This is a genomic window from Bradyrhizobium sp. RT6a, from assembly GCF_040547675.1.
Taxonomy (GTDB): Bacteria; Pseudomonadota; Alphaproteobacteria; order Rhizobiales; family Xanthobacteraceae; genus Bradyrhizobium.
In genome coordinates this window covers 1,343,891-1,366,172 of the sequence record NZ_JBEPQC010000001.1, presented here as the reverse complement: position 1 = coordinate 1,366,172, position 22,282 = coordinate 1,343,891, and the positions used below count along the sequence as shown (strand labels likewise).

General features: G+C 64.8%; 22 protein-coding genes. 7 read left to right on the top strand and 15 right to left on the bottom strand.

Annotation, left to right across the window (positions count from 1 at the left end):
• The first annotated feature begins 18 nt into the window (after window positions 1-18).
• Both ABIC03_RS06505 and ABIC03_RS06500 read left to right on the top strand, forming a co-directional pair.
• A complete protein-coding gene (locus tag ABIC03_RS06505; RefSeq protein ID WP_354056482.1) occupies window positions 19-1,026 on the top strand; it encodes a quinone oxidoreductase family protein in 1,008 nt (335 codons plus the stop codon).
• 2 nt (window positions 1,027-1,028) lie between these two features.
• On the top strand, window positions 1,029-2,087 hold the full coding sequence (locus ABIC03_RS06500; RefSeq protein WP_354057519.1) for a YeeE/YedE family protein: 1,059 nt from the start codon (window positions 1,029-1,031) through the stop codon (window positions 2,085-2,087).
• On the opposite strand, the gene ABIC03_RS06495 is transcribed toward ABIC03_RS06500, so the two are convergent.
• Both ABIC03_RS06495 and ABIC03_RS06490 read right to left on the bottom strand, forming a co-directional pair.
• Window positions 2,066-2,611 (bottom strand): DMT family transporter, encoded by a 546-nt coding sequence (locus ABIC03_RS06495; RefSeq protein WP_354056480.1) that lies wholly within the window; start codon window positions 2,609-2,611, stop codon window positions 2,066-2,068. The genes ABIC03_RS06500 and ABIC03_RS06495 overlap by 22 nt on opposite strands.
• Window positions 2,608-2,973, bottom strand: a complete 366-nt coding sequence (locus ABIC03_RS06490) for an EamA family transporter (RefSeq protein ID WP_354056478.1) — start codon at window positions 2,971-2,973, stop codon at window positions 2,608-2,610. Before ABIC03_RS06490 ends, ABIC03_RS06495 begins: the two co-directional genes overlap by 4 nt.
• A gap of 82 nt (window positions 2,974-3,055) precedes the next feature.
• Here ABIC03_RS06490 and pdxR point away from each other — a divergent pair, with 82 nt between their 5' ends.
• Complete coding sequence (gene pdxR, locus ABIC03_RS06485) at window positions 3,056-4,504, top strand: MocR-like pyridoxine biosynthesis transcription factor PdxR (RefSeq protein WP_354056476.1); 1,449 nt, start codon at window positions 3,056-3,058, stop codon at window positions 4,502-4,504.
• Window positions 4,505-4,514: 10 nt separating this feature from the next.
• Here the strand turns inward: pdxR and ABIC03_RS06480 are convergent, their stop codons facing one another.
• From ABIC03_RS06480 to ABIC03_RS06460, 5 genes are read right to left on the bottom strand one after another with little or no spacing between them, the layout of a single operon-like run.
• Window positions 4,515-5,738 (bottom strand): bifunctional alpha/beta hydrolase/OsmC family protein, encoded by a 1,224-nt coding sequence (locus tag ABIC03_RS06480; protein WP_354056474.1) that lies wholly within the window; start codon window positions 5,736-5,738, stop codon window positions 4,515-4,517.
• 25 nt (window positions 5,739-5,763) lie between these two features.
• The gene (locus ABIC03_RS06475; RefSeq protein ID WP_354056472.1) at window positions 5,764-6,426 is read right to left on the bottom strand and encodes a sulfite oxidase-like oxidoreductase; all 663 of its coding nucleotides are present in this window, start codon (window positions 6,424-6,426) and stop codon (window positions 5,764-5,766) included.
• A 3-nt stretch (window positions 6,427-6,429) separates the two neighbouring features.
• Entirely contained in the window at window positions 6,430-7,752 is a 1,323-nt protein-coding gene (locus ABIC03_RS06470; RefSeq protein ID WP_354056470.1) for an MFS transporter, read from the bottom strand.
• A 33-nt stretch (window positions 7,753-7,785) separates the two neighbouring features.
• Window positions 7,786-9,009 carry a cytochrome P450 gene (locus ABIC03_RS06465; protein ID WP_354056468.1) on the bottom strand — a complete coding sequence of 408 codons (1,224 nt, stop codon included), beginning with the start codon at window positions 9,007-9,009 and terminating at the stop codon, window positions 7,786-7,788.
• A 57-nt stretch (window positions 9,010-9,066) separates the two neighbouring features.
• Window positions 9,067-9,276 (bottom strand): ferredoxin, encoded by a 210-nt coding sequence (locus ABIC03_RS06460; RefSeq protein ID WP_015687579.1) that lies wholly within the window; start codon window positions 9,274-9,276, stop codon window positions 9,067-9,069.
• A 135-nt stretch (window positions 9,277-9,411) separates the two neighbouring features.
• Between ABIC03_RS06460 and ABIC03_RS06455 the strand changes: the two genes are divergently transcribed.
• Entirely contained in the window at window positions 9,412-10,059 is a 648-nt protein-coding gene (locus ABIC03_RS06455; RefSeq protein WP_354056465.1) for a TetR/AcrR family transcriptional regulator, read from the top strand.
• Here the strand turns inward: ABIC03_RS06455 and ABIC03_RS06450 are convergent.
• The 4 genes from ABIC03_RS06450 to ABIC03_RS06435 all read right to left on the bottom strand — a co-directional run bounded on the left by ABIC03_RS06450 (window position 10,056) and on the right by ABIC03_RS06435 (window position 14,021).
• Complete coding sequence (locus ABIC03_RS06450; protein WP_354056463.1) at window positions 10,056-10,706, bottom strand: aspartate/glutamate racemase family protein; 651 nt, start codon at window positions 10,704-10,706, stop codon at window positions 10,056-10,058. The two genes, ABIC03_RS06455 and ABIC03_RS06450, sit on opposite strands and share 4 nt — an antisense overlap.
• A 63-nt stretch (window positions 10,707-10,769) precedes the next feature.
• Complete coding sequence (locus tag ABIC03_RS06445; RefSeq protein ID WP_354056461.1) at window positions 10,770-11,783, bottom strand: amino acid ABC transporter substrate-binding protein; 1,014 nt, start codon at window positions 11,781-11,783, stop codon at window positions 10,770-10,772.
• A 12-nt stretch (window positions 11,784-11,795) separates the two neighbouring features.
• Window positions 11,796-13,145, bottom strand: a complete 1,350-nt coding sequence (locus tag ABIC03_RS06440) for an aspartate aminotransferase family protein (protein ID WP_354056459.1) — start codon at window positions 13,143-13,145, stop codon at window positions 11,796-11,798.
• A gap of 3 nt (window positions 13,146-13,148) precedes the next feature.
• Window positions 13,149-14,021, bottom strand: coding sequence for a MurR/RpiR family transcriptional regulator (locus ABIC03_RS06435; protein ID WP_354056457.1), 873 nt, complete (start codon window positions 14,019-14,021; stop codon window positions 13,149-13,151).
• Window positions 14,022-14,107: 86 nt separating this feature from the next.
• Here ABIC03_RS06435 and ABIC03_RS06430 point away from each other — a divergent pair, with 86 nt between their 5' ends.
• Both ABIC03_RS06430 and ABIC03_RS06425 read left to right on the top strand, forming a co-directional pair.
• Window positions 14,108-15,295, top strand: coding sequence for an amino acid ABC transporter permease (locus tag ABIC03_RS06430; protein ID WP_354056455.1), 1,188 nt, complete (start codon window positions 14,108-14,110; stop codon window positions 15,293-15,295).
• A gap of 2 nt (window positions 15,296-15,297) precedes the next feature.
• Complete coding sequence (locus ABIC03_RS06425) at window positions 15,298-16,404, top strand: amino acid ABC transporter permease (protein WP_354056453.1); 1,107 nt, start codon at window positions 15,298-15,300, stop codon at window positions 16,402-16,404.
• A 173-nt stretch (window positions 16,405-16,577) separates the two neighbouring features.
• On the opposite strand, the gene ABIC03_RS06420 is transcribed toward ABIC03_RS06425, so the two are convergent.
• Both ABIC03_RS06420 and ABIC03_RS06415 read right to left on the bottom strand, forming a co-directional pair.
• Entirely contained in the window at window positions 16,578-17,996 is a 1,419-nt protein-coding gene (locus tag ABIC03_RS06420) for an amidase (protein WP_354056451.1), read from the bottom strand.
• 116 nt (window positions 17,997-18,112) lie between these two features.
• Window positions 18,113-18,889, bottom strand: coding sequence for an SDR family oxidoreductase (locus ABIC03_RS06415; protein WP_354056449.1), 777 nt, complete (start codon window positions 18,887-18,889; stop codon window positions 18,113-18,115).
• 157 nt (window positions 18,890-19,046) lie between these two features.
• Here ABIC03_RS06415 and ABIC03_RS06410 point away from each other — a divergent pair, with 157 nt between their 5' ends.
• The gene (locus tag ABIC03_RS06410) at window positions 19,047-20,120 is read left to right on the top strand and encodes a tartrate dehydrogenase (protein ID WP_247984892.1); all 1,074 of its coding nucleotides are present in this window, start codon (window positions 19,047-19,049) and stop codon (window positions 20,118-20,120) included.
• Window positions 20,121-20,283: 163 nt separating this feature from the next.
• Here ABIC03_RS06410 and ABIC03_RS06405 read toward each other — a convergent pair whose 3' ends face one another.
• Window positions 20,284-21,357, bottom strand: a complete 1,074-nt coding sequence (locus ABIC03_RS06405) for a malate/lactate/ureidoglycolate dehydrogenase (protein ID WP_354056446.1) — start codon at window positions 21,355-21,357, stop codon at window positions 20,284-20,286.
• Between the two features lie 11 nt (window positions 21,358-21,368).
• Window positions 21,369-22,280, bottom strand: a complete 912-nt coding sequence (locus ABIC03_RS06400) for an NAD(P)-dependent oxidoreductase (protein WP_354056444.1) — start codon at window positions 22,278-22,280, stop codon at window positions 21,369-21,371.
• Window positions 22,281-22,282: the final 2 nt, after the last annotated feature.

The window sequence follows — 22,282 nt, the reverse complement described above, 5'->3', positions numbered from 1 at the left end:
GAAGTTGTGGGCCTTTCGATGTCACCACCAGCCGATACCAGAGCCGTCGACGCGCGCTGCGTGCGCCTCAATGCCAAGGCCGAGAACGCCGCCGCGCTTGCACCTGCCGTCGAGCGTCATACCCTCGCGCGTGGTCCGAATGATCTCCTGATCGAGATCAAGGCTGCCGCCGTCAATCCGTCCGACGTCAAGGCCGCGACGGGGCTAATGCCCTATGCCGTCTTTCCGCGCACGCCCGGGCGCGACTACGCAGGTGTGGTGATCGACGGACCGGCCGGTATGATCGGCCGCGAGGTGTTCGGCTCCTCCGGCGATCTCGGCATCCGTCGCGACGGCACTCACGCCAGCCATCTCGTCGTTGAATCCGACGCGGTGGTCGATAAGCCCAAGACCGTGTCCTGGGAGGAGGCCGCCGGCATCGGCGTGCCCTTTGTCACCGCGATGGAGGGTTTTCGCCGCGCCAGCATTCCAAAGTCCGGCGAAACGGTGCTGGTGTTCGGCGTCAACGGCAAGGTCGGTCAAGCGGCGGTGCAGATCGCGACCTGGCAGGGCGCGCGTGTCATCGGCGTGGTGCGCAAGGCGGAAGCTTATGAGGGCCATACCAACGCGTCCATCGAAGTGATCGACGCTTCCGCGACCGATGTGGCCACACGCGTACGCGAGTTGACCGATGGTAAAGGCGCCGACATCGTCTTCAACACGGTCGGCGATCCCTATTTCCAGGCGGCGCACAAGTCGCTCGCGCTTCGCGGCCGCCAGATCCTGATCGCCGCGATCGACCGCATCGTGCAGTTCAACATCCTCGAATTCTATCGCGGGCAACATACCTATGTCGGCATCGACACGCTCGGCCTGTCGTCGATCGCGACAGGTGCTGTGCTGCGTGACCTCGGCCCGGGCTTCGCGAGCGGACACCTGAAACCGTTCCCGATCAAGGCGAACGCCGTCTATCCGCTCGAACGCGCGAAGGAGGCCTATGTCGCCGTTGCCGGCTCGTCGCGGGATCGCGTGATCCTGAAGCCTTGATGATGGAATCGTCCACCCAACTCGTCATCCTCGCCGGCCTCGTCATTGGCCTGGTTTACGGCGCCGTCGGCCTGCTCAGCGGCTTCTGCCTGATGAGCAGCATGCGCGGCTGGCTGTCGAAGGGGGACGGGCGGCTGGTACGCACCTATGCGTTGGCGATCGCGGTTGCGACCGCAGCGAGCCAATTCATCGCCGGCAACGGCATGGTCGATCTCGGCAAGTCGATCTACCTGCAACAGTCGTTTTCGGTGCCGGTGCTGTTTCTCGGCGGGCTTCTGTTCGGATATGGCATGGTGCTGTCGAACGGCTGCGGTTCGCGCGCGCTGGTGCTGCTCGGTCGCGGCAATCTCCGCTCCTTCGTCGTGGTGGTCGTGCTCGCCATCGCCGCGCAGATGACGCTCAAGGGCCTGATCGCGCCGGCGCGCATCGCGCTTGTCCAGGCCTCGCAAACCACGGTCAACGTGAATTCGCTGCCGTCATTGTTGGCCGTGTTCGGTCCGGCTGAAGCGGTTTCGCGCGCGCTGGCTGCTGCCGTCATCGTCGTCGTGCTGATCCTGTTTGCTTTCGCGCACCCGGCGTTCCGGCGTTCGCCCGGCCAGATCGCAGCCGGCGTCATCGTCGGTCTCCTGGTCGCCGGCGGCTGGCTCGTCACTGGCTATCTCGGCGCAGATGACTTCAACCCCGTCCCAGTGACCTCGCTCACCTTCATCGCGCCGATCGCGGATAGCCTGCAATACGCCATGCTCTCGACCGGCCTGACGCCGAATTTCGGCATCGCGACAGTTGCCGGTGTCTTCGCTGGCAGTCTGGTCACCGCGCTTGCGACCGGCCGTTTCCATCTCGAAGGCTATTCCTCGCCACGCCACATGCTGCGATCGGCGGGTGGCGCCGCGCTGATGGGCATCGGCGGCGTGATGGCCTTCGGCTGTTCGATCGGGCAGGGGCTCACTGGCGTATCGACGCTCGCGCTCGGCTCGTTTGTCGCACTTGCCGGCATCCTGCTCGGCACGACGGCGGGCTTGCGCGGGATGCTGCGCGTTCAGCCCTTCGCGGTAGCCTGACCACGCAGCAGGCGATCGCCAAGTGTTGCGAGACCGATGCCGGTGACGATCAGCGCCGCCGCGATCGCAAGGCTCATGTCGATCGGCTCGCCCAGCAGGATCGCGGCGCTGGCGATGCCGACGAGAGGTGTTGCGGTGGTGCCGAGCGAGGTCGTCAGGGCCGAGATACTCTTGTTCACCATCGACATCGCCCAATAGGCCAGCACCGTTCCGATCAGCCCGGAATACAGGAACAGCAGGACGAGCCTCCACGACCACTCCACCCGCGGCAGGCCCTCCGCGATGGTCGCGCTCACTGACAGCACGATAGTCGCCACCAGCACCTGCCAGATCAGAAGCTGGAGCGGCGAGGCGATCCAGCGATGCGCGCGAATATAGATGATGTTCCCGGCCCAGGAGATTGCGGCCAGGATAACCATGCCGGCGCCGAGCACGACATTGGCCCAGTCGATCGAGGCCGGGTTCAGGATGACGATCAGGCCGATCAGCCCCAGCAGTGCGCCGGCGAGCTTCGGCGGCGTCAAAGTGTCCTTCCCGAGCAGGGGCGCGGCGATCGCGACCCAGAGCGGGTGGTGTAGCCGAGCACGACGCCCTTGCTTGCGGGCAGGAAGCGCAGACCCGAAGCAACCAGAACCGAAAACAGCGTCATGTGCAGCAGTGCAACGCTGAGGACGACCTGAATGTCACGCCGGTCCGGGATCACTAGATTGTTGCTGAGCCCGAGGATCACGAACAATCCAGCCAGCGCGATCCAGCTCCGGATCGTCGCGCTCCACAGCGGCGGCACGAACTGCACCAGCTGCTTCGTCACCGACCAGTTCACGCCCCAAGCCAGCACGACGATGAGGAACAGGCCAACGGCCGCGCGGGGGGAAAGGGAGTTCATCTCACAGGTCCTTGAAGCAATCCGGTCCTGCGGATAGCTTCTATCTGGCACCTTAAGAAGTGCCAGATAGGAAAGGATTAAGGTGCCAGTTCCGGAAAGCCTGATCTCCGCCCAGATCGACCTGAACCGAGCCGACGACGAGGGGCTGGTGGCTCAACTGACGGGCCAGCTCCGCAGCTTGATCGCGAGCGGCCGTCTCGTCAAAGGCCGCACGCTGCCCTCGAGCCGCCGGCTTGCGAGCGATCTCGGCGTCTCGCGCAACACCGTGACCTATGCGTTCGAGCAGCTCGCCGCCGAGGGATATCTCGAAACGTCGCACGGCCGCCGTCCGATAGTCACGGTCGACGGCGGCGAGCGCGTCGCAGAGGCGGGCGCCGTCGCATCTCGCATGCGCCTTGGCAAGCCGCGGCTATCGCCCTGGGCTTCGAGCCTCACGCAGACCGACTGGCCGATGTCTTATCAGGCGCGACTGAGACCCTTGCGTCCCGGGCACGGCGATTTCAGGGAGTTTCCAAACGAGGTCTGGGCGCGTTGCCTGCGCCGCAGCGCCGTGCACGCGGCCAAGCGCGAGCTCGGACCGGTCAACCGGACGCGCCTGCGCGAGGCATTGGCGCATTATCTCGCGACCAGCAGGGGCGTGCGCGCGACGGCGGATCAGATCCTCGTTCTGCCGAGCGCGCAGGCTGCGCTGACCTTGATTGCGGCCGCCGTCATCACCCCCGGCGACGACGTTTGGGTCGAGGATCCCGGCTATCCTGGCGCCGCGGCCGCCTTCCGTGCGTCCGGTGCGCGCGTGATCGGGGTGAGGTTGGACGAGCAGGGCATGCAGCGGATTCCGGGACTGGCGGCCCCGACATTGATCTTCATGACGCCGTCGCACCAGCACCCGACCGGCCGCCTGATGTCGCTCTCGCGTCGCACGGAATTTCTTGGCCTGAGCAGGCCCGGCAAGACCTGGATCGTCGAGGACGATTACGACGGCGAATTCCACTATGACAGCCGGCCGGTGCCGGCTTTGCAGGGACTCGATGCCCATGGCCGCGTGTTCTATGTCGGCACGTTCTCGAAGGCCATGACCTCGGACATCCGGCTCGGCTATCTCGTCGTTCCGCCGGCACTGGTCAACATCCTCGAGATCGTACAGCGGCACATCGGACTGATCGCCGCGAGCCACATCCAGGAAGCACTGGCCGAGTTCATTGCCGACGGGCATTTCCTGGCGCATCTGCGCCGGATGCGCCGGATCTATCACGCCCGCCGCGATCATCTCGTCGAGGGATTGGAGCGCCATTTAGGCGACGTGCTCGCTGCCGAAGTGCCCCCGGGCGGCCTCCAGCTCGTCGCCCGCCTCAAGCGCGGCCGCGCCGATCAGGCGGCGGTCAAGCGGTTGGTCGAAGCGGGCGTTGAAACGCGTGCCCTGTCCGGCTTGGCACTGGGCAGGCCGCGCGATCACGGCCTGCTGCTCGGCTTCGCGGCCTGGCGCGAGAGCGAGATCACCGCGGCGGTACGGACGATGGCGTCCTGCTTCTAGCACAAGCGCGCTAATCCACGGCCTTGGTCACGATGCGGATTTCCGAGGTCAGCGTCCGGTGCACGGGGCACTTGTCGGCGATCTCCATCAATTTCTTGCGCTGCTCGGCATCGAGCGCGCCGTCCATCGCGATGTCGCGCTCGATCTGGTCGAGCATGCCATCGCGCGTCTCGCACTCCGCGCAGTCTTTTGCGTAGATCTTCGAATGTTTCAGCGAGACGGTGACACGATCGAGCGGCAGCGACTTGCGGTCGGCATAGAGGCGCATGGTCATGGAGGTACAGGCCCCGAGGCCAGCGAGCAGGAGATCGTAGGGACCAGGGCCGGCATCCTCGCCGCCGGCGGCGACCGGCTCGTCCGCGACCAGACGGTGCGGTCCGACGCTGACGACCTGGTTGAACTTGCTCTTGCGGGTCTCCTGCACCACGACCCGGCGCGGTGCCTCGGGGAGATCCATCGCCTTCGCAGGTTTTGCCGTGTCGATGTACCGGCTTGCCCAGGCCACGATGACGTCGGCTGCGTAGAGTGCGTCGGCCGGCTTGGTCAGGAGATGATCGGCATGATCGAGCGAGACGAAGCTCTTGGGATGCCGGGCGGAGACGAAGAGCTTCGTCGCATTGTCGATGCCGACCGTATCGTCGAGCGGAGAATGCATCACCAACAGCGCCTTGTGCAGGCCGGTGACGTCCTTCATCAGCTCGTGCTCGGCGATGTCGTCGAGGAATTCGCGCTTGATCCGGAACGGGCGCCCCGCGAGCGAGACCTCGACCTCACCCTGCGTTCGAATGTCGTCGAGATGCTCTTTGAACAGGCCGGTGACGTGGGCGGGATCGGATGGTGCCGCAATGGTCACAACCGCCTTGGCTTCCGGGATTTGGCCTGCTGCCGCGAGGATCGCGGCGCCGCCGAGGCTGTGACCGATCAGGATCGACGGCGCCTTGCGGAGGCTACGCAGGTGATCGGCGGCGCGCACGAGATCGGCGACGTTGGAGGAAAACGTCGAATTGGCAAAATCCCCTTCACTGGAGCCGAGGCCGGTGAAGTCGAAGCGCAGCACCGCGATGCCCTTGGCGGCGAGCGCGACCGAGATGCGTTTGGCGGCCAGCGTGTCCTTGCCGCAGGTGAAGCAATGCGCGAACAGTGCGAAGGCCGCGGGCTCGCCGTCGGGTAGCTCCAGCGCGGCCGAAAGTTGATGGCCGGCTTCGCCGGTGAATTGAAAGCGCTCTGTCGGCATGAGCTTCCCCCGTCCTTGCTTGAACCTAGTCGTCAGAATAGCGTTGCTCTGCCCAGGGATCGCCACGGTTATGGTAGCCACGGACTTCCCAGAAGCCCGGCGCGTCCTCGGTCAGGAACTCGATGGCCTGGAGCCATTTGGCGCTCTTCCAGAAATACAGATGCGGCACGACCAGCCGCACCGGGCCGCCATGTTCGGCCGATAGTGGCTCACCCGACCAGCTATGGGCAAGCAATGCGTCCTCGGCGGCGAAATCGTCCAGCGCGAGGTTGGTGGTGTAGCCGTCATGGGAATGCAGCACGACGAAGCGCGCGTCCGCACGCGGCCGGCAAGCCGCGAGCAGCTCGCGCGTGGCGAGCCCCTCCCACTCATTGTCGTAGCGCGACCAGGTGGTGACGCAGTGGATGTCGGAGGTGAACTGCGCCTGCTTCTGGGCGGCGAACTCGGCAAAGGTCCAGAACACGGGGTTCTCGATCGCGCCGTGGACGTCGAGCCGCCAGCGCTCGCGCGAAACCGGCGGCACGACCCCGAGATCGAGCACCGGCCAATCTTTTGTCAGATGCTGGCCGGGCGGCAGGCGCTGATCTTCCGGGCGCGTGATCTTGCCGGTCAAAAAACGGCCTTCGCGCGCCCATTTTTCCTTGGTGCGCGTCAGCTTGCTGTCGGGCGGCTCGTTGTCTTCGGCCATCGGCTACTCGTGTCGGTGCATCGCGGAGGCGTGCTTGGTGTCGCGCATGGTGGAATAGATGATCAGTGACAGGCAGATGATGCCGGCGAGATAGTAGTAGAACCACTCCTCATGCCCGATGCTCTTGAAATAGAGCGCGATCGCCGGCGCCGTGCCGCCGAACAGCGAGACGGTGATCGCATAGGGCAGGCCGACGCCGAGGGCGCGGACATTGGTCGGGAACAGCTCGGCCTTCACCACGGCGTTGATCGAGGTGTATCCCGCGACGAAAAGCCAGGCCCCGCAGATCAGGATGAACGCGATGAATGGCGACTTGGTTTCCTTGAGCGTCATCAGCAGCGGCACGGTTGCGAGCGTGCCGGCGACGCCGAAGAAGATCAGCAGCGGCTTGCGGCCGATCTTGTCGGAGATGGCGCCATAGATCGGCTGCAGGATGGTCGCAAAGATCAGCGTGCCGAAGATCACGAAAGTGGTCTGGTCTTCGGTCAACCCCACCGAAAGCTTGACGAAGGTCTGCATGTAGGTGGTGAAAGTGTAGAACGCCGCAGTGCCGCCCGCGGTCAGGCCGACCACCAGGAGCAGCTCGCGGGGATAGCGCAGCAAATTGGTGAGCGAGCCGGTCGGCTTCACCACCTTCCTGGCTTCTTCGAAGGCCTCGGTCTCGTGCAAGCCGCGCCGCATCACGGCGGCAAAGATCGCGAGCGCCGCACCGATCGCAAACGGGATGCGCCAGCCCCAGGCTCTCAGTTCCTCCGGCGTGAGGAAGATCTTTTGCAGAAGCAGAAGGACGATGATCGCGGTGAGCTGGCCGCCGATCAGGGTGACGTATTGGAAGCTCGAATAGAAGCCGCGGTGCTTGGGGTCGGCGACCTCGCTGAGGTAGGTGGCGCTGGCGCCGTATTCGCCGCCGAGACTCAAGCCTTCGATGACGCGGGCGAGCGCCAGGATCACCGGCGCGGCGAAGCCGATCGTGGCGTAGGTCGGCGTCAACGCGATGATCAGCGAGCCGAAGCACATGAAGACGACCGACAGCGTCAGCGAGATGCGCCGCCCGTAATGATCGGCGATATAGCCGAACAGCCAGCCGCCCAGGGGCCGCATCAGGAAGGTCGCCGCGAATACGACGGCGACATTCAACTGCTGGACGACAGGGTCGTTGCCGGGAAAGAAGGCGGGTGCGAAATAGAGCGCAAAGGCGGTGTAGGCGTAAAAGTCGTACCACTCGACGAGATTGCCGATCGAGCCAATGAAGATCGCCTTGATCCGGCGCTTGGCGTCGGCAACGTCAATGTGGTCGGAGGCCGGTCGGATTATTTGCTCAGTCACGTCCGGCCTCTCCGTATCGCTCTTTGGAGAGGTCTACATCGCCTTTCCGAGCAAAAATGGCAACTGGCGGGGGCCTCTGACGGTTCCCTGTGACCAGGTCACCGTGCCTGCCGGATCGAGGGCGAAGTCCGGAATTCGCTTCAGCCATTCCTCCAGCGCAACCTGCATCTCCATGCGCGCAAGGTTCGAGCCGACGCAGCGGTGGATGCCGAGGCCGAAGGCGGCGTGGCGGTTCTCGCGGCGGTCAATCACGACCTTGTCAGCATCCGGAAACATTTTCGGGTCACGGTTGGCGGCCGGGAAGGACAGCAGCACCATGTTGCCCGCCTTGACCGGGCAGCCCGAAATCGTGGTCTCCTTGACCACTTCGCGCGCCATCGTCACCGGCGAATAGGCGCGCAGCAGCTCCTCCACCGCGGTCGGGATCAGCTCGGGCTCGGCAATCAGGCGCTCGCGGTCGGCGGGCGTCCGGGCAAGGTGCCAGAGCGAGGAGCCGATCGCGCTCCAGGTGGTGTCGATGCCGGCAATCAGGAGCAGGCGCAGCGAGCCCAGCACATGCGAATCCTCGAGCGGATTGCCGTCCTTGTCCCGGGCATTCATCAGATAGGAAATGAGGTCGTCGGTTGGCTTGTTCTTGCGCGCCTCGATATGGGCGCTGAAATAGACGGTCATCTCCTGCACCGCCTGGAGCAGCGTGTTTTCGTCCTTGATGCCTAGTTCCAGGATCATGTGGATCCAGCGGATAAAGAGATCGCTGTCTGTCTCGGGGATGCCGAGCATGTGTGCGATCGCGCGAACCGGAATGTGCTTGGTGTAGCGCTCTGCCGCGTCCAGTCGGTCTTCAGCGATGAAACCATCGATCAACTCGTTGCAGATCGCGCGCACCCGCGGCTCCAGCTTCTTCATCGCGTCCGGCGTGAACGGCGGCAGCAGTAATTGCTTGGCTGGCTTGTGCACGGGCGGATCGGACGTGATCGGCGGGGCGGAGTTTCTGCTGGTGATCTCCGGCCGAACGTCTCGGACGATGATGCGACGCGAGGAGAAATGCTCGCTGTCGTTGGCGATCTCGCGCACGGCCTCATAGGTCGTCGGCATGTAACAACCGAGGAAGCGCTCGGTGTGCACGACCGGGCTTGCGGCGCGCAGCTCGTCCCAGATCGGGAAGGGATCTTCCGTCCATTGCGGATCGGTGTGGTCGAAATCATGGACCCAGCCGGTAACGGGCGGATGGGCGGCTGGCTGGCTGACGTCGGACATCTCGAAATCCCTTGGGGCTCGTGTTCGCGGAAAGCACGCGGGGCGGCAGCGGCTGCGCTACTCCTCGATCACGTCGATCGCGATTTCCGGACAATTGGATTTGGCAAGCCAGGCCTTGTCTTCGAGGCCGGGCGGGACGATGCCGTCGCCGGCTTCGTGGGCGTTGCCGTATTCGTCGAGCTCGAACAGCTCCGGCGCCAGCGCCTTGCAGCGCGCGTGTCCCTGGCATTTGTCGGGATCGACGTGAACCCTCAGTCGCTCTGTCATGGCGGCTCCCTCGGTCGTGTGCGCTCCGACCTGAAGGCGGCGCGCGCTCCCATCTGAGTTTTTGTTCAAGTTATAGGCTATTACATTCGCGGCAGGCTTCCCCTGTCAAGCGCAAACTTATAGGCTCTGCGCAACATGCGTTCACAACTTGCCCGCAAGCCCGAGAATACCTACCACCATGGCGATCTCCGCGACGCCTTGATCAAGGCCGCGCTGCGCGAAGCCGAGCAGGGCGGGACGGAGGCGATCAGCATCAAAGCGCTTGCGAAGCAGCTGGGCGTCTCGCAGCCGGCGCCCTACCGGCATTTCGCCGATCGCGAGGCGTTGCTTGCGGCGGTGACGGCGGAGGCGTTCCGGCAACTCAGCGCGCTTCTGCGTGCGGCGATGGCAAAGCCATCGAAGCGGTCGAAGCTGTCGCTGCTGGCGCAGGCGACGCTGGATTTCGGACTACGCCGGAATGGCATCTATCGCCTGATGTTCGCCTCGCGCACGGTGTCGTGCGCGGCGAAAGGCAGCGAGCTGCACGAAGCGACCCGCGAAACGTTTGCGCTCGTGATCGAGGCTCTGGAAGCTCCGGCAGTCGATTACCTGCGCGAGCGGCAAGCGCTCAAGATCTGGGCGGCGTTGCACGGCGTGGTGATGCTGGCCGAGCAGGGTCTGTTCACCGGCGAGGCGGCCCATGCCACACGCGAGGACCTGGTCGAGGATTTTGTCAGCGAAACGAAGGCAGCGCTTGCGGCGGCGATCAAGGGCGCGCGGCGCCGGAACAAGGCCGGCGCTTAGGTCTTCGCTTTCAGCAACTTCATCAGCTTCTCGATGGCGCTGTCAGGCGTGGTCACGACGGGACGGCCGGTAGCTTCTGCCACGAGAGGCGCAGTTGCCGCGATGCTGAACTGCGCGAGCGCGACGACGTCGCAATCGCACAAATCGCGTGAGGCTTCCACGATCAGCCGGTCATGCGTAGCGCGGTCGCCGCGGTCGAGCGCCGCCAGCGCTCCTTCGGCAAGTTTCGGCACGATCTGGACGGAGGCCGGAAACTCCGGCGGCATCGAGGCCAGCGTCGGCGGGAAGGTCGAGAGCAGGCCGATGCGCCGGCCCATCGTCACTGCCCGTGCGATCATGGCTTCGTTCGGCTTGAGCACCGGCATCGGCGCATGCACGCGCGCAACCGCCTCGATGCAGGGACCGAAGGCCGAGCAGGTGAACAGGATCGCATCCGCGCCTGTCGCCGCGGCGTAGCGACCGAGCGCAAGAAAGCGCGCGGTCATGGCATCATTGAGCTTGCCGTCACGCGCCAGGTCCGCCGACAGGCTGTCATCGAGCAGGTTCATCAACCGCGCTTCCGGCCACGCTTTTGCGAACGCAGCCTCGATCGGAGCGATGGAATGCTTGAGGGCGTGGATCAGCGCGATGCGAGGAGACGTCGTCATTGAACGTTACCTGATACAAGGTCGGGTGTCCCGGGCGCAGCGCGTCCGGGACACGCTAAGCGTTTACTTGAACGGCACGGCGTACATCAAGCCGCCCTTGCTCCAGAGGCCGTTGAGGCCGCGCTCGAGCTTCAGCGGGCTCGCCTTGCCGACATTGCGCTCGTAGATCTCGCCGTAATTGCCGGTGGCCTTGAGGGCCGTGACCAGCCATTTATTGTCGAGCCCGAGCCGCGAGCCGAGATCGCCGGAGGCACCGAGCAGGCGCTGGATCGCGGGCGTCTGCGACTTCGCCATCTCGTCGACATTGCCCTGTGTGACGCCAAGCTCTTCGGCCTCGATCAGGCCGTAATGCAGCCAGGTGATGATGTCGCTCCAGACCTCGTCGCCATTGCGGGTGAAGGGGCCGAGCGGCTCCTTGCTGATGGTCTGCGGCAGTACGACGTAGTCGGCCGCGTTCGGCGCCGCGGTCGTGACGGCGCCAGCAAGCGCGGAAGCGTCCTGGGTCATGGCATCGCAACGGCCGCCGAAGAAGGTCTGGTACATGGTGTCGACGCGGTCGAACACCAGCGGCTTCCAGTCGATGCCGTTGGCGCGGCCATAATCGCCGAGCGTGACCTCATGCGTGGTGCCCTGCGCGACGCAGACAGTGGCGCCCTTGAGATCCCTAATCTCCTTCACGCCGAGGTCCTTCTTCACCACGAAGCCCTGACCGTCGTAGAAGTTGACCGGTCCCTGCCGCAGGCCCAGCGTGACACCGCGCAGATAGGTCTGCGTCGAGTTGCGGTAGAGCACGTCGATCTCGCCGGACTGGAGCGCGGTGAAGCGGTTCTGCGCGGTCAGCGAGACGTAACGCACCTTGCTGGCATCGCCGAGCACGCCGGCGGCGAGCGCGCGGCAATAATCGACGTCGAGACCCTTGTAGTTGCCTTGCGAATCCGGCGCGGAGAAGCCGGCAAAACCGGCGCTGACGCCGCATATCAGCGTGCCGCGGCTCTTCACAGTGTCGAGCGTTGCCGCCGATGCGACCACCGTCGATGCCGCGAGCACGCCGGCTACGATAACCACTTTCCTCATCATGCTATTCTCCCCTCAGTGATTGACACTACGCAATACGTTGTCGACGGCCGTGCCGAGCTTGTCGACGATCAGGTCGATCTCGTCCGGCGAAGCGATATAGGGCGGCGCCAGCAGCACGTGGTCGCCGCGGATGCCGTCCACGGTGCCGCCGCCGGGATAGCAGCCGAGACCGTTGGCGAAGGCCTCCGCCTTGATCTTCTGGTTCAGCTTCAGCGCGGGATCGAACGAGGTCCGGCTGGCGCGATCGGCGACGAGCTCGATCGCCCAGAACAGGCCGCGGCCCCTGATGTCGCCGACATGGCGGTGATTGCCGAAGCGCTCTGTGAGCCGCTGCTCGAGCAGCTTGCCGCTCTCCTTGACCCGGTCGAGCAGGCCGTCCTCGCGGATCACGTCCTGCACCGCGAGCGCAGCAGCGCAAGCGAGGGGATGCGCGAGATAAGTGTGGCCGTGCAGGAAGGCGCCCGAACCTGCGCGGATTGTGTCGATGATCCTGCCGCTCGCGAGCATCGCGCCGATCGGCTGGTAGCCGCCGCCGAGACCCTTGGCAATCGCCTGGATGTCGGGCGCCACGCCTTCCTGCTCCCAGGCGTGCGTGGTGCCGGTGCGGCCCATGCCGCACATGACCTCGTCGAGAATGAGCAGCGCACCGTGGCGGTCGCAGATCTCGCGCACCGCCTTGAAGTAGCCGTCCGGCGCCGTCACGGCACCTGCGGTGGCGCCGACGACGGGCTCTGCGAGGAACGCGGCGACGGTATTGGTACCGAGCCGCTGAAACTCGGCTTCGAGCTCGGCCGCAAGCCGGGCGACGAATTGCGCATCGGATTCGCCCTCGTGCTTCTCGTGATAGGCGAAGGCCGGTGTCACGTGGCTGAAGGCTGCGGAGAGCAGCGGCGCGTAGGGTGCGCGGCGCCAGGCATTGCCGCCCGCCGCGAGCGCGCCGAGCGTGTTGCCGTGATAGCTCTGGCGCCGGGCGATGAAATGCTGCCGCTGCGGCTCGCCGCGCTCGATGAAATATTGCCGCGCGAGCTTGATGCTGGCCTCGATCGCCTCCGACCCGCCGCTGACGAAATAGGCGTAGGCGAGGCCGCCGGGCTCATGGCCGACCAGCCTCTCGGCCAGCGCCTCCGCCGGCTCGGACGAGAAGAAGGCTGTGTGGGCATAAGCGAGGGTCGAAGCCTGCTTCGTGATCGCTGCGATCACGCGCGGATGCTGGTGGCCGAGACAGGAGACCGCAGCTCCGCCGGAGGCGTCGATGATGCGCCGCCCGTCCTCGGCGAAGAGGTAGACGCCTTCGCCACCGATCGCCTTGGGCGGCGTTTCGCGCAGCGAGCGATGCAGCATGCGGCTGGTGCGAGCGGCCATGGGTCAACCTTTCTCTGAAACGTAAGTTGAAGCCGCGGCCAGCCGCGCCTCGCTATGCTCCAGCCGCTTCTTCGCGGCCGTGCCGCCGAGCGAAAACGTCACGGCGGCCAGCGATTGCGCGATCGCAATGGCGCCGGTGAGGCTCGGGAAAAAGCCGGGAGAGGAGGCCGCCTCGAACAGCAGCACGTGGTCGGCGCCTTCAGCCATCGGCGCCGAAGGGCTGTCGGCGATCGCGATCAGGGCCGCGCCGGCGCGATAGGCGGCCTGCGCGACCCGGACGCTTGCATGGGTGTAGGGCATGAAGCCGATGACGATGACGGCCTCGCCGGGCCGAAACGCGCCGAGGTCGAGATCGTCGGGGCCGGAGGCGCCGACGAGTTGCACCTGTTCGGGACGAAACAGCCGGAGCTCGTAGTTCAGCAATTCCGCGACGCTGCGGCAGCTCCGATAGCCGGTGATCCAGATCCGTTTTGCGTCGTGGAGCGCGCGCGCCGCCTCCGCAATCGGCTGGGCCGGGATGCGCGGAAGGCCGGCGGCCTCGGCCTCCAGCTTTTCGGTAACGAGCGCGACATCGGCGTTCGGGCCGTGGCGGCGGCTCCGGGCGCGGCCGGAGAAAGGCGCTATCTGCGAGGGCCGCCGCGCCTCCGTCAGTGCGGCGCGCAATTCATCCCAGCCCGAATAGCCGATCGCCTTGGCAAGCCGCGTGAACGCGGCGGGATCGGCGCCGGCCACCGCTGCGAGATCGCGCATCGAACGCGTAGTGGCGTCGTAATCGTTGGCCGCGACGAAACGCCCGACCTCCTGCAACCGCATCGGAAGCGATGGCAATGCAATGCACAGTTCGCTCAGGGGCGAGGATTTCGCGGGTTCGGTCATGAAACATTTGTTGCACGAAGTAGAGTTTGGTGCAACAGTTGACGTACGCCGCCGGAAATCGCCGTTTCGCGAAGGATTTTTGTGCTGTGACGTCAGACGCTCCGAGACCGCCGCCGCGCCGCCGCTTCTTCGGCGCTTTCGGACGGCGCGAGCTGAAAGGCCTGTTCTGGCAGGCCCTGGTGGTCGGGATCGCAGTCGCGGTCATCGTCTTCCTCTGGTCCAACACGGTGACCAATCTCTCCGCGCGCCGCATCACGACCGGATTTGCCTTCCTCGGCCGTGAGGCCGGCATGCCCATTGCCGACAGCCTGCTCGCCTACAATCCGAGAGACTCATATCTCTGGGCCTTCGTCGTCGGCATCGCCAACACCCTGCGCGTCGCCGTGATCGGAATCGTGCTTGCAACCATCCTGGGCACGGTGATCGGCATCTCGCGGCTGTCGGCCAACTGGCTGCTGTCGCGGCTCGCTGCGGTGTATGTCGAAACGCTCCGCGATATCCCGCTGCTGCTCCAGCTCCTGTTCTGGTACGTGCTGATGCAAGCGCTGCCGGCCGCGCGCGCGGCATGGCGGCCGATCGAGGGCGTGTTTCTGTCCAATCGCGGGTTGATTTTGCCGGCGATTCCGATCGGGACGCCGCAGCTTTGGGTGCTCGGCACGGCAATGCTCGGGCTCGTCGCGGTCTATGTCATCCGGCGGGGGCTCATCGCGCAGCAAATGCGCGACGGCAAGCCGCGGCCGACCTGGGCTTTTGTGCTCGGGCTGCTCGTTGTGCTGCCTGCGGCGGTGTCCGTGCTGCTCGGCGTGTCCTGGACGATCGAATGGCCCGGGTTGCGCGGCTTCAACTTCGTCGGTGGGCTGACGCTCGCGCCGGAATATTTTGCGTTACTGATCGCGCTCGTCACCTACACCTCGGCCTTCATCGCCGAGATCGTGCGCAGCGGCATCCAGTCGGTGCCGCGCGGGCAGTGGGATGCCGCCAACGCGCTCGGACTGCGCCGCAGCTTCATGCTGCGGCAGATCATCCTGCCGCAGGCACTGCGCGTGATCGTGCCGCCAATGACGAGCCAGTACCTCAACCTGACCAAGAACTCTTCGCTTGCGGTCGCGATAGGCTATCAGGACGTGGTCTCGATCGCCAACACGACGCTGAACCAGACCGGGCAGGCGATCGAGGCCATTGCTTTGATCATGGCGGTGTTTCTCACCATCAGCCTCGGCATCAGCTTCTTCATGAACTGGTACAATTCGCGTATCGCGCTGGTGGAGCGCTGACCATGACGGCGATCGCCGAGATTCCGGAAGCACCGCGCGCCGCCCGCCGGCCGCAGATCGGCAACCCGGTGCTGCGTTGGTTGCGCACGAACTTATTCTCGTCGATCCCGAACGGCATCCTTTCGGTCGTATTGCTGGCGGTGCTCGCAAAGGCCATCTTCAGCTTCGTGCAGTGGGGCATTGCCAATGCGGTCTGGCTCACCCCGGCGAACGATTCCAGCGCCTGCCGCGCGGTACGCGGCGTCGGTGCATGCTGGGCGATCATCCCCGAGAAATATCGCTTCATCCTGTTTGGCACCTATCCGTTCGACGAGCAGTGGCGGCCGGCGCTGGCGGTGCTGCTCTTCATTGGCCTGTTCTATCTCTCCAGCCGCCGCGCCTTATGGCGGCGCGAACTGGCCTATCTCTGGATCGGAGCGCTCGCGCTGATCAGCGTGCTGATGTGGGGCGGCATATTCGGCTTGTCGTTCGTCTCGCAGGACCGTTGGGGCGGCCTACCGGTGACACTGATCCTGGCGACCTTTGGTCTGGCTTTCGGCTTCCCGCTCGGCATCCTCGTCGCACTCGGCCGGCGTTCAAAACTGCCCGCGATCCGCTCGGTCAGCGTGCTCTATGTCGAGTTGATCCGCGGCGTGCCGCTGGTCAGCCTGCTGTTCATGGCGAGCGTCATGTTTCCGCTCTTCATGCCGAACGGTTTCAACATCGACAAACTCCTGCGCGCGCAGGTCGCGATCATCCTGTTTGCGGGTGCCTATCTTGCCGAAGTCATTCGTGGCGGCCTCCAGGCCGTGCCGCGCGGGCAATACGAGGCGGCCGACGCGCTCGGTCTGTCCTACTGGCGCAAGAACAGGCTGATCGTCCTTCCGCAGGCGATCCGTCACGTCATCCCGCCGCTGGTCAACACCTTCATCGCCTTCTTCAAGGACACCAGCCTCGTCCTGATTATCGGGATCTTCGACTTGCTGACGACGGCCAAGACCGCGATCATCGATCCGGCGTGGCAGCAATTCTCCGTCGAAGTCTACATCTTCGTCGCCGCCATCTATTTTGTCTTCTGCTTTGCGATGTCGCGGTATAGCCGCAGCCTGGAGGCGACGAGCGGAAGGTGATGCTTCTTTACCTCGCCCCGCTTGCGGGGAGAGGTCGATCGCGAAGCGATCGGGTGAGGGGGAATCTCCGCGAGTTGATTGCCACCGTCTTCGCGGAAGTAGCCCCTCACCCCAACCCTCTCCCCGCAAGAGTGGGGCGAGGGAGTTTACCGAGCCGCTGAGCCTTCCTCGTCCTAATTCTTCACCCGCGGATCAATCGGCGTCGTGCCGCGCACACCCAGAATATCCTCCAGCACCTTCGCGCCGGCGATCACCTGTGCATCCGCGCGTGGCGCGCCGACCACCTGCAGGCCGACCGGCAGGCCCGACGCCGTGAAGCCGCACGGCAGCGACAACGCGGGACAGCAGGCGAGCGTGATGGCGTAGACGATGCCGAGCCATTCGACGTAATTCTCGAACTTCTTGCCGGCGCATTCGGCGACATAGCGGTGCTCGATCGGGAAGGGCGGCACTATGGTGGTCGGTACCAGCAGCAGATCGTAGCTCTTGAAGAACTCGACCGCGCGGGCGGTCATGCCGACGCGCTGCGACTCGGCGCGTTCGAGCTGCTCGATCGTGAGCTTGAGGCCTTCCTCGATGTTCCAGATCACTTCGGGCTTGAGCAGGTCGCGCTTGGTGCGCAGCAGCTGCGCCTTGCTGATCGCGAAGTCGAACGCGCGCAGCACGTGGAAGCACTCGTGCGCCTCGCGCCAGTCCGGATGCGCCTCCTCGACGATGGCGCCGGCTTCGGCAAAGCGTTCCGCCGCCTTTCGCGTGATCGCTTTGACTTCGGGATCGACCGGCGTGATGCCGAGGTCCGGCGAGTAGGCGATGCGCTTCGGTTTGTTGCCTGATTGCGCCGCCGAGAGAAACGACGTCAAGGGCGCCGGCAGCGACAGCGGGTCGGCGGCATAATCGCCGCTCATGGCATCCAGCAGCAGCGCGAGATCCTCGACGTTGCGGGCCATCGGACCAACGACGCCGAGATTGCGGTCGATGGCCGCTTTCGGCGTGTGCGCGACGCGGCCGATGCTCGGCCGCATGCCGACGACGCCGCAGAACGCCGCGGGACTGCGCAAGGAGCCGCCCATGTCGGAGCCCTGCGCGAGCCAAGCCATGCCGGTCGCGAGCGCAACGGCCGCGCCGCCCGAGGAGCCCGCGGCGGATTTGGATGTATCCCAGGGATTGAGGGTCGCGCCGAACACCTCGTTGAACGTGTTCGCACCGGCGCCGAACTCCGGCGTGTTGGATTTGGCGTAGACGACCGCGCCGTTACCTTCGAGGTTCTCCACCATGAGGTCGGACTGCTTGGGCACATTGTCCTTGAAGATCGGTGAGCCCTGGGTGTTCAGCACGCCAGCAACATCGGTCAGGTCCTTGATCGGCACTGGCAGACCCGCGAGCAATCCGCGCGCACCGGCCGGCTTCCGCATCAGCGCCTTTGCGCTATCCCGCGCGCGGTCGAAGCAGAGCGTCGGCAGCGCGTTGACCTTGCCATCGACTTCGCCGATGCGCTTCTCCAGCGCATCCAACAGTTCCAGCGGCGAGACGTCGCCGGACCGCAGCTTGTCGACGACGGCGCAAGCGGTTTCTCGGATCAACTCTTGAGACAACTATTTTACTCCTGTGCTTGTGCTAGGCTCCGTCCTTGCAAGGAGCGAAGCGACTTGTCCGCCTTCGCTAAAGCTTCGGCGGACAAGTCGCTGCGCTCGCAACGACGTGGACAGAGTTAACCCCATCCCGCGCTGATTCCGCCGTCCACCGTGTAAATCACGCCGGACGTATAGCCTGCGCGATCGGACGCGAGGAACGCCATGAGATCGCCGATCTCGCGCGCATGTGCAGGCCTGCCGAGCGGCAGGCTTTTCTGGAATTCCTTGTAGCGGTTCTCGTCGCCGAACTGGTGCTTTGCCCGCGTCTTCAGCAGGGTGACGTGACGGTCGGTGCCGACGGGGCCGGGATTGATGCCGACCACGCGGATGTTGTCGGCGAGGCTCTTGCCCCCGAGCGCGCGGGTGAAGGCCATCAGGGCGGCGTTGCCGGCGCTGCCGCAAATGTAGTTGGCGTCGAATTTCTCGCCGGCCGCGCCGATGTCGTTGACGATCACGCCGCCGCCCTTCGCCTTCATCTGCGCATAGATCATGCGCGTGAGGTTTATGTAGCCGAACACTTTCAACTCCCAGGCGTGCCGCCAGGTCGCCTCGTCGATCTTGTCGATGGAGCCGCCGGGAATGTCGCCGGCGTTGTTGACGAGTACGTCGATGTCGGCGGCTTCCCTGGCGAGCCGCGTCAAATCCTCGCTCTTGCGCAAATCCACGATGCTGCTGGCGGCATCGATCTGGTGCGCCGAGCGCAAGCGCTCGGCCAGAGCCTTGAGTTGATCGCCGTTGCGGGCGGCGAGCAGGAGATGGCAGCCTTCCTCGGCAAAGGCTTGGGCGGCGGCTGCGCCGATACCCTTGGACGCGCCCGTGATCAGGACGCGCTTGCCACGCAGATGCAGATCCATGGGAGTTACTCGCAGGAGAGGAACAGGAATGAAATCAGTAGGCGGTCGGCCGCGCCATGGTCAACATTGCAGTGCAGCGTTGCACTGCCGCCGCGTTTGGTCCATTGCAGTGCGGTCAAAAAGGCGGCGGCTGCCGGACCAATCAAGGACGTTCTCGATGAGCAAGAAACAATACCGGATCGCGGTCATTCCCGGCGACGGCATCGGCAAGGAAGTGATGCCGGAGGGTCTGCGCGTTCTGGAGACCGCGGCGAAGAAGCACGGCGTGTCGCTTCATTTCGATCATTTCGACTTCTCGTCCTGGGACTATTACGAGAAGCACGGCCAGATGATGCCGGACGATTGGAAAGAAAAGATCGGCAAGCACGATGCCATCTACTTCGGTGCGGTCGGTTGGCCGGCCAAGATTCCGGATCACGTCTCGCTCTGGGGCTCGTTGATCAAGTTCCGCCGCGAGTTCGATCAGTATGTGAATTTGCGCCCCGTGCGGCTGATGCCGGGCGTGCCGTCGCCACTGGCTAACCGCAAGCCCGGCGACATTGATTTCTGGGTGGTGCGCGAGAACACCGAAGGCGAATATTCCTCCGTCGGCGGCCGCATGTTCCCGGACACCGACCGTGAGTTCGTGACGCAGCAGACGGTGATGACCCGCGTCGGCGTCGATCGCATCCTGAAGTTCGCATTCGAACTCGCGCAGTCGCGGCCGAAGAAGCACCTGACGTCGGCGACCAAGTCGAACGGCATCTCCATCACCATGCCCTATTGGGACGAGCGCGTGGAGGCGATGGCGAAAAAGTTTCCGGGCGTGAAGTGGGACAAGTACCACATCGACATCCTGACCGCGAACTTCGTGCTGCATCCGGACTGGTTCGACGTCGTGGTCGGCTCCAATCTGTTTGGTGACATCCTGTCCGATCTCGGCCCGGCCTGCACCGGCACCATCGGCATCGCGCCGTCAGGCAACATCAACCCCGAGGGCAATTTCCCGTCGGTGTTCGAGCCGGTGCACGGCTCGGCGCCCGATATCGCGGGACAGGGCATCGCCAATCCGATCGGCGCAATCTGGTCCGGCGCGATGATGCTCGAGCATCTCGGCGAGAAGGAAGCCGGCAAGTCGATCGTCGATGCGATCGAGCGAACGCTGGCCGAGCGCACGCTCCGCACCAAGGACCTCGGCGGCAACGCCGACACGACCGCATGCGGCAAGGCGGTTGCGGAGATGGTGGATTGAGCCGAGTTACCAACCACGGGTCGTCCCGGCGAAGGCCGGGACCCATAACCCCAGGGAGTGGCTGTGGAGTGAAGCTGGTAACTCCGAGCCTTCGCCAAACTGCTTTTTGTGGTTATGGGTCCCGGCTTTCGCCGGGACGACCAATCTGAGTCTATGACTCCAATCAGCCCGCGATCTTCTCGATCGCCGCCTGATCCAACCCGAACGTTTTCCCAGCCAGCAAAATATCCCGCCACGTGGTCGGATCGACCGGAATGCCTTCAGCGAGCCGCTTCTTCTTCGTCTCGCGTTCGGGCTCACCCGCGATCTTCACCTTGTCAACGCCGGGGGCGGGCGGTGAGCCGGTGTGCCAGGCGACGAAGCTCTCGACTTCGCGCGCGAGATTCTCACCAGTGCCGAGCTTGCCGGGGTCGATGATGATCGAGAGCATGCCGTTGAGGACGTTGTACTTGCCATCGGATGGGCCCTTGACCACTTGTCCGCCGGAGAGCGCGCCGCCGAAGATTTCGCACACCAGCGCGAGCCCCGAACCCTTGTGCTCGCCGAACGGCAGGATGGCGCCGTGCGGCGGGATCACGGTGTAGCGCGGGTTGGTGGTCGGCTTGCCCTCGTTGTCGATGATGGTGCCGGGCTCGAGCTCGACGCCCTTGTTGTGGGCGACGCGGGTCTTGCCCTGCGCGATCCTGCTGGTGGCGAAGTCGAGCACGATGGGGTCTTTGCCCGCGCGCGGGATGCCGACGCAGAACGGGTTGGTGCCGTGGCGCCCATCGCTGCCGCCCCAGGGGGCCACGATCGGACGCGAGATCACGTTGACGAAGTGAATCGAGACCAGTCCGTGGTCGATGCACTGCTCGGCCCAGTGGCCGATGCGCCCGATGTGGTGCGAGTTGGAGAGGCCGACGAGACACACGCCGTTGCGCTTGGCGCGCTCGGCCGCCAGCTCCATCGCTTCATGGCCGATGACCTGCCCATAGCCGGTGAGGCCGTCGAGCGTGAGAAGCGGACCGGTATCGAGCACGATCTTGACGTGCTGGTTCACGGCGAGGCCGCCCGTGGTGACGCTCTGGACATAGCGCGGGATCATGCCGACGCCGTGGGAGTCGTGCCCCTTGAGGTTTGCCTCGACCAGGTTGGTGGACACGAGCTCGGCTTCTCGGTCTGTAGAGCCGCCGGCCTTGACGATGGCACTGATGGCTTCGATGAGCGGTTGTGCCTTGATGGTGCGATAATCGGCCATTGTTGTTGCTCTTATCCCTTTACGATCCGGCGGCAGTGCTCCCACGCCGCGCCAATCAGGTTCTCGCTCGCCTCCGGGGTCCGGAACGCCGAATGCGCCGACAACGTCACGTTGGGGAGCTTGGTCAGCGGATGATCCCCAGGCAATGGCTCGATGTTGAAGACGTCGAGGCCGGCATGGCGGATGTGGCCCGACTTCAGCGCGTCGATCATGGCGGCCTCGTCGATGACGGCGGCGCGGGCGGTGTTGATGAGGATGACGCCCGGCTTCATTTTCGCGATCATCTCGCGGGTGATCATGCCGCGCGTCTCGTCGTTGAGCAGCAGATGCAGCGATACGACGTCTGCTCTCGCCAACACCGAATCGAGATCGACGAATTCCACGCCCGGATAGCTCTTCGGCGAGCGGTTCCAGGCGATCACCTTCATGCCGCTGCCCGAGGCAATGCGCGCGACTTCCCCGGCAATGCCGCCGAAGCCGATCAGGCCGAGCGTCTTGCCGGTGAGCTGCATGCCGTCTTCGCGCAACCAGTTTCCGCCGCGCATCTCGCGGTCCATCATCGCGATGACGCGGGCCGAAGCCCACATCAGCGCGATCGCGCATTCCGCCACCGCCGTGTCGCCATAGCCCTTGATCAGGTGCACGGAGATGCCGAGCTCGGCGAGCTCTTCCGGGTTCATGTAGCTGCGCGCGCCGGTGCCGAGGAACACGACGTGCTTCAGCCCTGTGCACTTCTTCGCGACATCGGTCGGCAGCGCGGTGTGGTCGACGATTGCGATTTCGGCGCCGTCGAGGATTTCAGGATATTGCTCGGGCTTGATGTCGGGATCCCTGTGGATCCGCACTTTGGGATCGCCGGGCTGCTCCAGCCGCTCCATGATTACGGCCAAGGCTTCATTGGCGTCGACGAAAACTCCGCGCATGG

Bases quoted from the DNA above. Each gene is read 5' to 3' on its own strand.
- ABIC03_RS06505 (WP_354056482.1), top strand. From the start codon at position 19: ATGTCACCACCAGCCGATACCAGAGCCGTCGACGCGCGCTGCGTGCGC.
- ABIC03_RS06500 (WP_354057519.1), top strand. From the start codon at position 1,029: ATGGAATCGTCCACCCAACTCGTCATCCTCGCCGGCCTCGTCATTGGC.
- ABIC03_RS06490 (WP_354056478.1), bottom strand. From the start codon at position 2,973: ATGAACTCCCTTTCCCCCCGCGCGGCCGTTGGCCTGTTCCTCATCGTC.
- ABIC03_RS06480 (WP_354056474.1), bottom strand. From the start codon at position 5,738: ATGCCGACAGAGCGCTTTCAATTCACCGGCGAAGCCGGCCATCAACTT.
- ABIC03_RS06475 (WP_354056472.1), bottom strand. From the start codon at position 6,426: ATGGCCGAAGACAACGAGCCGCCCGACAGCAAGCTGACGCGCACCAAG.
- ABIC03_RS06465 (WP_354056468.1), bottom strand. From the start codon at position 9,009: ATGTCCGACGTCAGCCAGCCAGCCGCCCATCCGCCCGTTACCGGCTGG.
- ABIC03_RS06460 (WP_015687579.1), bottom strand. From the start codon at position 9,276: ATGACAGAGCGACTGAGGGTTCACGTCGATCCCGACAAATGCCAGGGA.
- ABIC03_RS06455 (WP_354056465.1), top strand. From the start codon at position 9,412: ATGCGTTCACAACTTGCCCGCAAGCCCGAGAATACCTACCACCATGGC.
- ABIC03_RS06450 (WP_354056463.1), bottom strand. From the start codon at position 10,706: ATGACGACGTCTCCTCGCATCGCGCTGATCCACGCCCTCAAGCATTCC.
- ABIC03_RS06445 (WP_354056461.1), bottom strand. From the start codon at position 11,783: ATGATGAGGAAAGTGGTTATCGTAGCCGGCGTGCTCGCGGCATCGACG.
- ABIC03_RS06440 (WP_354056459.1), bottom strand. From the start codon at position 13,145: ATGGCCGCTCGCACCAGCCGCATGCTGCATCGCTCGCTGCGCGAAACG.
- ABIC03_RS06435 (WP_354056457.1), bottom strand. From the start codon at position 14,021: ATGACCGAACCCGCGAAATCCTCGCCCCTGAGCGAACTGTGCATTGCA.
- ABIC03_RS06425 (WP_354056453.1), top strand. From the start codon at position 15,298: ATGACGGCGATCGCCGAGATTCCGGAAGCACCGCGCGCCGCCCGCCGG.
- ABIC03_RS06415 (WP_354056449.1), bottom strand. From the start codon at position 18,889: ATGGATCTGCATCTGCGTGGCAAGCGCGTCCTGATCACGGGCGCGTCC.
- ABIC03_RS06410 (WP_247984892.1), top strand. From the start codon at position 19,047: ATGAGCAAGAAACAATACCGGATCGCGGTCATTCCCGGCGACGGCATC.
- ABIC03_RS06405 (WP_354056446.1), bottom strand. From the start codon at position 21,357: ATGGCCGATTATCGCACCATCAAGGCACAACCGCTCATCGAAGCCATC.
- ABIC03_RS06400 (WP_354056444.1), bottom strand. From the start codon at position 22,280: ATGCGCGGAGTTTTCGTCGACGCCAATGAAGCCTTGGCCGTAATCATG.